General features: G+C 38.1%; 5 protein-coding genes and 1 pseudogene. 5 read left to right on the plus strand and 1 reads right to left on the minus strand.

All coding sequences use genetic code 11. From position 1 onward, the window contains the following. From IM485_RS04945 to IM485_RS04965, 5 genes and pseudogenes are all read left to right on the plus strand, one after another. Positions 1 to 1,841 (plus strand): glycosyltransferase (locus IM485_RS04945; RefSeq protein WP_287741667.1); only part of this gene is annotated, 1,841 nt, incomplete at its 5' end. A gap of 147 nt (positions 1,842 to 1,988) precedes the next feature. Beyond that, positions 1,989 to 3,293 carry a glycosyltransferase family 4 protein gene (locus IM485_RS04950; protein ID WP_104397108.1) on the plus strand — a complete coding sequence of 435 codons (1,305 nt, stop codon included), beginning with the start codon at positions 1,989 to 1,991 and terminating at the stop codon, positions 3,291 to 3,293. 325 nt (positions 3,294 to 3,618) lie between these two features. Beyond that, positions 3,619 to 4,779: a phytanoyl-CoA dioxygenase family protein gene (locus IM485_RS04955; RefSeq protein ID WP_104397107.1), complete on the plus strand. Its 1,161-nt coding sequence runs from the start codon at positions 3,619 to 3,621 to the stop codon at positions 4,777 to 4,779. Between the two features lie 875 nt (positions 4,780 to 5,654). Continuing rightward, positions 5,655 to 5,945: pseudogene (locus IM485_RS04960) on the plus strand (NAD-dependent epimerase/dehydratase family protein); the annotation flags it as partial. A 145-nt stretch (positions 5,946 to 6,090) separates the two neighbouring features. Then, positions 6,091 to 7,179: a glycosyltransferase family 2 protein gene (locus IM485_RS04965; protein WP_287741671.1), complete on the plus strand. Its 1,089-nt coding sequence runs from the start codon at positions 6,091 to 6,093 to the stop codon at positions 7,177 to 7,179. A gap of 247 nt (positions 7,180 to 7,426) precedes the next feature. Here the strand turns inward: IM485_RS04965 and IM485_RS04970 are convergent. Continuing rightward, positions 7,427 to 7,677, minus strand: a 251-nt coding sequence (locus IM485_RS04970; RefSeq protein WP_287741673.1) for a GDP-mannose 4,6-dehydratase, incomplete at its 5' end; no start/stop codon positions are given.

Raw genomic sequence — 7,677 nt, forward strand, 5'->3', positions numbered from 1 at the left:
CTAAGGGTTTACTGGAAAGCTCCCAATCGGAACTCCAACAAACTAAGGGTTTACTGGAAAGCTCCCAATCGGAACTCCAACAAACTAAGGGTTTACTGGAAAGCTCCCAATCGGAACTCCAACAAACTAAGGGTTTGCTGGAAAGCTCCCAAACCGAACTGCAACGTACAAGGGATATGCTCAAATACTCCAAAGTAGAACTGCAACGGACAAGAAATTTACTGGGAACCTACCAATCGGAAGTGCAGCAGACAAAAAGTCTATTGGAAAATTCTCAAACGACTCTACAAAACACTCGGGAACGATGCAACGATTTGGAAATACGGATCAATCAATCTCAATCTCAACTAGAGGTCTATCGCTCTTGGATTGAAGGGATGGAATCGAGCAAGTTTTGGAAGTTACGAGAAAAATGGTTTGGAATAAAATATGCGTTAAAACTGGATGACCCAGAGAAACATCGAAAGCCAGCAGCATCTAAATCCATAGATATTCCTATACAAGCCCCCACTGGTCTTCACTCTCAAGCTTTCCAGTTTTATGTGGATCAAGCGATTCTTGTACCAGAGCTAGGAATATATGCTGAGGGGTGGCTATTCGATCCTAAGAATGAAATTCAAGAAATAATGCTCGTGACCGAGAACGAGAATCTCGATATTCTACCTATTCTAGTTAAAAAAACTCGGACGGATTTAGTTCTTTACCTGCAAAACTTAGGAATAAGTGAACCTTCAGAAAATCTTGGTTTTTTAGCCCTTCTTCCTCTTAAAAACAAACCAAATATTGATGAGTTACACTTCCAAATTAAACTGGGAGAGGCAACCATCATTGATTATAAAACAGGACTTGTAAAATCACCGGGCAATCCATTACCAATAATTCAAAATATATTAGCTAATAATCCACTGCCCAATTATCGGATGCGTCCTATTTTAAATAGTCATATCGGACCCACTGTCTGGAAGCTCTGGCAAAACAGAGAGCGCATAGAAAAAAGCGAAAAAGTAATCAGGGAATATGGTGTTCAAGTAAAAAATCCAGCAGTGTCGATCATTGTTCCTCTTTATGGAAGAATAGATTTTATCAAGTATCAATTAGCTCTTTTTGCCGACGACCCCGACCTCAAGCAAAATGAACTAATTTATGTTCTAGATGATCCTCGATTATATGAAGATTTTCTTTATCTTTGTGATTCACAATCATCCATATTTGAAATCCCCTTTAAAACTGTATACACGGGGATAAATCAAGGATATGCTGGTGCTAACAATTCTGGAGTATCGGTAGCCAAGGGACAATTACTTCTTCTTTTAAACTCTGACGTGATGCCCGTTCGTTCTAGATGGCTTTCCTCTCTGATCAAGAGTTACAATGATATCGCAGATGTAGGTGTAATTGCACCGAAATTACTCTATGGAGATGGTAGTATCCAACACGCTGGTATGAAATTCCTCAGATACGGTCCTTGGGAGAATTTATTTATTAACGATCATCCGAAAAAAGGTTTGCCCAACTTTGTTGAGCGCAACTCTTGTCCCCAAGAACTAGCGGCAGTGACTGGAGCCTGTATGATGGTTTCGAGGGAACTATACGATGATGTGGGTGGCATAGACGAAGAGTATATTATTGGGGATTTTGAAGACTCCGATCTTTGTTTAAAACTTCATGCTAAGGGGTTTAAGAACTATTATATCCCTGGGGTAGAACTTTTTCATTTAGAAAGACAATCGTTGAGTTTAAATCATAATCATGGCGAACAAGGCAAAAGAAATCAGACTCTGTATAATTGTTGGTTATTTAATCAGAAATGGGAGCAATATATTTTAGAAAATATTCTCTGAGCAAAAAAACTTACTTATTAAGAGAATTGTCATCGGTACTAAAAATCCAATGATGAGATATTAACGAAATGAGTATTGGAGAATAAGTACAATTTCTATAACAACGGTATCCTACACAATTAGACGAAATTAGGAAAGTTGAAGCTTATGTTAGAAAAACAAAAAATTTTAATTATATCTCACGCCCATCCGAAGATAAGTAAAGGTGGCGGAGAGAATGCGGCTTATAACCTCTTTAAAGAAATTCAGCATAGAGATAATTATGAGGTTATTTTTCTTGCCTATAACCCTTTGGGTAGTCCAAACAATTTAGGTACATGCCTAGAAATATGTGCCTCAGACGGATCGGAGATAATATTATCTGGTGGCAGTCCCGATCATTTTATTTTCTCGCAGTTAAATACAATATTAATTTGTAATAACTTTCGTGATTTATTAGACTGTTTCCAACCTACTATCATTCACTTTCACCACTATATTCATATTGGACTGGAGATGATCAGAGAAGTTCGTAAATATTCAAAGGAAGTTCCAATTATTATGACTCTTCATGAATATTTAGCCATTTGCAATAATGATGGAAAAATGATAAAAACATCGACCCATAAACTGTGTTATCAAGCTATTCCGACAGATTGCCATAAATGCTTCCCTAATAAATCTCCAGAAGATTTTCAACTTCGAGAACTATATATTAAATCCTTTTTTAATTTAATTGATATTTTTATTGCACCCAGTAAATTTTTATTGGATAGATATCTAGCATGGGGAGTTCCACAAGAAAGGATGGTGCATCTCGACAACGGACTATCACTAAATGAGCCAGCCTCTCCAAGAACATTAGCTTTTCAAGAAGGGAGAACGAAATTCGCTTACTTCGGTACACTCAGCATCTTTAAAGGAACTCTTGTTGTCTTTGAGGCTATCGCAGGGCTGCCGAAAGAAATACGACGAAAAATAACTCTAGATATCTATGGAGCTAACTTAGAATTTCAATCCCAAGACTTTCAAAACAAGTTTTCAGAACTTCTTGAAAAAACTACAGATTGTGTCCGATTTCATGGTCCCTATCAATCGGAAGACATGCCAAACTTAATGGCTAATGTAGATTGGGTGATTGTTCCATCGATCTGGTGGGAGAATTCGCCTCTAGTTATAGAGGAAGCTCTCTTTCATAAGCGTCCTGTGATTTGTAGTAATATTGGCGGCATGGCCGAAAAAGTTGAACACGATCAATCGGGATTACATTTCCAAGTAGGTAGTGCGGCAGATTTAGCTAATTGTATAATCCGGGCGGCGACTGAAGAGGGATTGTGGGATAAATTATCTAATGGGATTTCCGAGCGTTTAACGATTCAGGAAGTGGCCGATCGAACACTGGAAATTTATAGACAGATTCAGGAAAAGCTTTCTGTATCAAACTCTCAGCTTAACCAAGTGGAGAGACCATGACGGAGATTCAGAATCTAACTATTTTGATTACAGGAGATGCGGGGTACATCCGGACTTATGAGAACTGTTAGACTTTGAGCGATTTCAAAGTGCCTGATAAGTTGGGTTAAATCCTAATACTTTTGTACGTTAAGCCATTATCTGACACAATGATCATATTTGTCCTGATTTTGTGACTCAAAATTGTCCTTTTTTGAACCACGCCCTGGAACAAATCACACCGTTAAGTTGACAAATGCCTTTAGAATTGCTTGCGTGTTGCTTTTGTGATAGATTTAGTGTGTGGTAAGGCTAGTAATTGATTTACAAAGGAGTTAATTAAACTATGAATACCAATAATTTACAAGAACCATTACCTTTGCTTAAAAAAGTAAAGCAAACCTCCTTTCGCAGTCAGTATGGTGGTTTGTGGACAGATCTTTCTAATGCTCATGAGCTAACTAAAGGAAAAGAAAGACTAGGGATAATCTCACCTCTAGAAGCTGAAAACTTACACTATTTTATCGATAATGGCTATGTAGTGCTAGACTCATTAATCCCATCAGATATTATCGATGCCTTTTTAGTAGAATTAGACAGCATATATCGCGGTGAGAAAGAAGGCTTCAGTGCCGAAATTTGGGTGAATAATAAAGTCTATTACGGAGTACCTTACAAAAAAGATTACTTTGGTCTTCGTAGCTTAAAATTGGTTGATGTCCACACAAATTCTGTTCTAGCTCGTCAAATTAATCTCTATCCCCATTTAACTAGATATTTAAGTTTAATTTTTGAGCGACCTGTTCTAGCTTTTCAAACTCTTACATTTGCCTATGGAACTCAACAACCAATTCATCAAGATACTGCCTACGTCAGAATTGATAGCCCGATGGAAATGGTAGCAACTTGGATTGCCTTAGAAGACATTTCAGAGGGTTCAGGTGAGCTAGAATTCTTCGTTGGTAGTCATCAACTTCCAGGCTTTCCCTTTGCTGATGATCCTGGATTAATCGGGGATGAAAAATGGTTTCCCGAAGGTCAGTCTAAGTGGTTTAACGGTAAAGATGAGCAAAACCACAGAGCCTACTTATCTTGGCTAGTAGAAGAGTCAGAAAAAAGAGGCTTCCCTCGGAAAAAATTTCGAGCTAAAAAGGGTGATGTTCTTATTTGGACTAACGACTTAGCGCATGGGGGTTCAAGAATCGAGGATGAGACACTTACCCGCCGTAGCATAGTGACTCACTACTGCCCTTTGGATTGTAATCCCTTTTATTTTTATACCCACAAACATTCTGAAAAGATACCGCACCACTCGCTGGGTTACTATAGCTATGCTTACCATGAGGGACAGTTAGAAGAAACTCAGCATCAGCAGCAAGGAGAACTTCCTCCAGATTTTGATAGTAATCTTTACTTAAGATTACACCCTGATGTAGCAGAGGCAGGTATGGACGCTGAGTTTCATTATTTACATCACGGTATTCAGGAAAAGCGTCCTTATAAGTAGAAGATGGTAGCGTAACAAATTGTAAGCGTTACAAATCGAACTTCCAAAACATTAGTTCATGAGCTTTGGACGGGACTGTAAAATAATTTATTCTAGGGCAAAAAAGAGACCCTAAGATACCAGAAAAAAAGGCAACAACTATGACTATAAGACCTGAACTTCTTGATGAACTACTCAAAGAATATAAGAACCCCGAAGACTTGGCTTACTTGAGGAGGCAGGTATTCTCAAACAACTAACCAAAGCTCTTATAGAGCGGTTCTTAAACGCCGAATTATACACTCATAGGATGTTTGAAAAGAGTCCGGTGGAACGAGAGAATAGGACTTTCAGCTATTAGTTCCTAGGGAGAGAATAAGGCTACAGGGTAAGCGCATCTTAACAATTCTTGACAAAATGAACTTTATGTGAGTTGCTTACCCAGAGAGCGATTCAGGCATATTTGAGGAGAATTGGCTATCTCAATTGTTAAGCAAAAATCGACCCATTTGGTCGATTTCGTAACTATTTTGATTGAGTGGTATCACCTAAAATGCCCACACAGAAAGCGGATCACAAAATTAAGCAATTGTCAATAGCTTTTGAGATGCTCTCACCCTGTGCCAACATCTTCTTAGCCTTGAAAGCCTTATCCAGCATCAGATTGAATATTAACCAGCTAAATTTATCCCACAGAAAAAAAGCGGCTCTTCTGGTTTCTGTGTGGAAACGGGGTCTATAGTGATAGTTTTTTCAGCAAAATAGTCCTAAAAGTCTTTCCCAGTAAATATTTCACGATTCTATAAGCAAAAATTATCACACAAAGTCGAGAAGAGCCAAAAAGCAAGCTATAGCTTTCCTTTTTTAATGTTTTTTCAAGGAGATGTGGACAGACCATGACGGAGATTCAGAATCTAACTATTTTGGTTACAGGAGGTGCGAGGTGCATCGGGACTCATGCAGTACAAGCTTTACAAGCCAAAGGTTATGGCATTATTATTTTAGATAACCTAGTGTATGGTCATTGAGAGCCAGTCGAGCGGTTTTTGAATGCTAAATTGATCGTCGGCGATATTAGCGATCGATCTCTATTGGATCGTATCTTTGATACCTATACCATCGATGCCGCCATGCACTTTGCCGCCTACGCCTACGTCGGCGAGTCTATTATCAATCCAGCTAAATATTAGTAGAGGTGAAGAAAATTTGGTAGAAATAAATGTATAATCCGAGCGGCTACCGAAAAAAAGGGGTTATGGGGTAACCTCTCAAAGTGTAGATGTATTTCTCAAGAACTAAGTTGATTTAATCTTTGTAATCTCTCAAATTGATATGACCTTTATTCCCGATCAACAACCACTGGTTAGCGTTTTGATACCGACCTATCAAGGGGAGGAATTCCTTGAAGAAGCACTTGACTCAGTTCTATCTCAAACTTATCATAATCTCGAAATCATTATTAGTGATGACGGCTCGGTGGATAGAACTTTAGAAATTGCTAAAAATTTTCAATTACACTCTTCAATAAAATTCAAAGTACTTACTCATCAAAGATTGGGGATGATTCCTAATTGGAACTTTTGTCTCTCTATGGCACAGGGAAAGTATATTAAATTTCTATTTCAGGATGATGTTATCACTGCCAGCTGTATTAAGGACATGGTGCAATTAGCTGAAAGCGATGAGGATATCGGTTTAGTTTTCTCAGCTCGTGGTGTGCTTATTGCTAGAGGAGTAGAGACAAATGAGACTTGCCTGAATATTATTAAAGATATCGAGAATCTACATTTAGCTTGGTCAAAACTAGAATCAATTCAGTTAGGCATCAATTTACTTAAGGATCCTAAGTTCTTAGATGGATGTATTAATAAAATCGGCGAACCCAGTACAGTATTAATTAGGAGAAATGTTTTTGATATCTTAGGAGACTTCGATCCTAACCTCTGTCAATTAGTCGATGTTGATATGTGGTGTAGGATTATGCTCCAGTATAAGGTTGGATTTATTAATAAAACTTTATCCTATTTTCGCATTCACTTTTCTCAACAAACTGTTCAAAATCATGAAGAAGGTAAAATTACAAACGATTATCAGTTTTTTCTACAGAAAATGATGGCGAACCCTTGCTATAATAACATTCCTTCTGAATTAAAAAGAAGAATTTATCTCAAGGTAGAAGGTGAGCGAGATGATTTTCAGAGACAATTAGTAAATGCTATAAAAAGAATTCAATACTTGGAGGAACGAGAACTAGAACTAGAAGCTCAAAGGAAAAACCTTAACTCTCTTGTGGAAGAATTTTCTGGTAAACTACAAAAAGCTGAGGCTCTAATTATAGGAATGGAGAGTAGTAAATTCTGGAAATTAAGAATGATGTGGAAAAATCTTCGACATAGGCTAGGATTACCAGATAACGATTAATAATTACCGTGAAAATCAGGGTGAGCGCATCTCAACCGCTATTGACAATTGGCCAGTTTTGTTATCCACCTTCTGTGAGAGCATTTCAAGTGATACCAGTCAATCAGAATAGTTACGAACTCGACCCACTTGGTCGATTGTTGCTTAACAATTGAGATGGCAAATTCTACTACTACCAAATATTACCAACAATCGCTGGTCATTTCCGACAGGGGGTGGGTTGCCCTTCCCTAACCCACCCGACTTTTTAATCGACGGCAATTAAGGAACGATTGCGAAGATAAGCCAAATCTTTTAATAACTGTTGGCTATCACCACCGTTATTAAGATTAATCCCCAAAGCCGCTAAATCCGCACCTACCATTAATTTTACCAGTCCCTCGAATGTCACCGACGGCTGCCAACCTAATTTCTCTCTGGCTTTTGTAGAATCTCCTATTAATAAATCTACTTCCGCTGGACGCAAATAACGTTGATCAAACTCCACATAATCCTGCC

This window comes from Microcystis sp. M169S2 (assembly GCF_020245865.1).
GTDB classification, from domain to species: Bacteria; Cyanobacteriota; Cyanobacteriia; order Cyanobacteriales; family Microcystaceae; genus Microcystis; species Microcystis ichthyoblabe_A.